We start from the raw sequence: 1,452 nt of genomic DNA, 5'->3' as shown, positions 1-1,452 counted from the left end.
CGCAGGATCGCGATGATCTGAGCCTCAGTGTATCTGCTTGTCTTCATTCGAAATCTCCTCGTTCATCTTGCCGAGAAAATTCTACTTATGAAGCCCCTTACTTTCGGGGAGGATTACCGGCCGAGGAGAGCGAAGCGGCGGGGACCTAGATCAAGGAGCGACTGAGCGAGGGTATGGCCCCTGCCAAGATCGCAGTCCTCTTGCGATCCGGGCGCGAAGTCCCGCGAGCCAGCGCGGCTGTCGAAATCGCGGGCAATCAGGAGATATCTGTCAGGTTGATGCACGATGCCAAAGGACAGGAGTATCGTGCGGTGGTGGTCATGACCTGTGATGCCGACGTGTTGCCGGACGAGGGTCGACTGCAATCTGCAAGCGATGAGCGCGCTCACCGTGAGGTCTATGAGACCGAGCGCCATCTACTCTATGTGGCCGAAACCCGTCCCGAAAACGGCTGTGGCTTTCGGTTTATGACCCTGCGTCGGAGTTCCTTGAAGATCTTCTCGGATTTTAGGTCCGCGGTGCACAGTGCTGCCCCTAATTCGGAGAACTCACTCCTTGACGTTCTTGGGCGATATGGCGCAGCTACTAAATGGTATGCGTGTGGGGAAAAAATTTGCTGTACATGAAGCTGCACAAGCTGCTGCGCAACAGAATTAAATAATTCGAAACATCAATTGCTTGGAATGACATGATGGAGTGGGGAGCACTTCACCCGCTCCAGCCGACAAACCCTCAAGACGTAAGCGGATCAACGGCCCGGAAGGAATTTTGGCCGCCCCCCTGACCCTCGCTCCAGGCTCTCGGGTGGACAAAAGGGGCACTTCGGGACACGCTTTGACGACGAGTCCCAAAGCCCCGAAGCGACCCTCTTGCCCCACCGAACCGGTCTCCGATATAATCATGGAAGAGGAGCCGACATTGCCCGTGGTTCTTCCAGATTTGTGTCATTCACATCGTTGAAGATCTGGCCGGATCGCTGGTTCGGGTGTCTCGACAGTTGGCGACCATCCAGCAAGAGGTCGTATTGCGGCATTGCTTCTCGATAGGCAGGAGGCAAAGAGGTTACGCGATTTTACACGGGCGGATGCTATACGCGAGTGGTCCGCCCCCTGGAAAGTGGTCCTCCCTGAAGCAGGCTTTCGAGCCGGATGGAGGCCGGCGGAATGTCCCGGAAGAAGCACGAACCCGAGGAGATCGTGGCCAGGCTCCGGCAGGTCGGCGTGTTGGTGTCGCGGGGCCGGTCGGTGGCCGGGGCGGTGCGCTCGATCGGCGTGACGCAGTTGACCTGCTCCCGGTGGCGCAAGGAGTTCGGCGGGCTGCAGGGCGATCGGGGCAAACGCCTGAAGGAGCGGGAGAAGGAGAACGGGCGGCTGCGGAAGGCCGTCTCCGGCCTGACGCCGGAGAAGCTGATCCTGCGTGGTGAGGCCTGTGGCCGAACGCCTCGGGCAACTT

Annotated in this window: 2 protein-coding genes; both read left to right on the top strand. The window is 59.0% G+C overall.

What is annotated here, in order from left to right; all coding sequences use genetic code 11:
* The first annotated feature begins 173 nt into the window (after positions 1-173).
* Complete coding sequence (locus H5395_RS19680) at positions 174-626, top strand: 3'-5' exonuclease (protein WP_182793962.1); 453 nt, start codon at positions 174-176, stop codon at positions 624-626.
* Between the two features lie 537 nt (positions 627-1,163).
* Positions 1,164-1,452, top strand: a 289-nt coding sequence (locus tag H5395_RS18285) for a transposase (RefSeq protein ID WP_182793961.1), incomplete at its 3' end; no start/stop codon positions are given.

The sequence above is a fragment of the Paracoccus sp. MC1854 genome, assembly GCF_014164635.1.
GTDB lineage: Bacteria > Pseudomonadota > Alphaproteobacteria > Rhodobacterales > Rhodobacteraceae > Paracoccus.
The sequence above is the reverse complement of the archived record's forward strand: the minus strand, read 5'-3'. Positions and strand labels throughout refer to the sequence as shown.

What these genes read in the sequence shown, in the direction of transcription:
- H5395_RS19680 (WP_182793962.1), top strand. Translation starts at nt 174, where the DNA reads ATGGCCCCTGCCAAGATCGCAGTCCTCTTGCGATCCGGGCGCGAAGTC.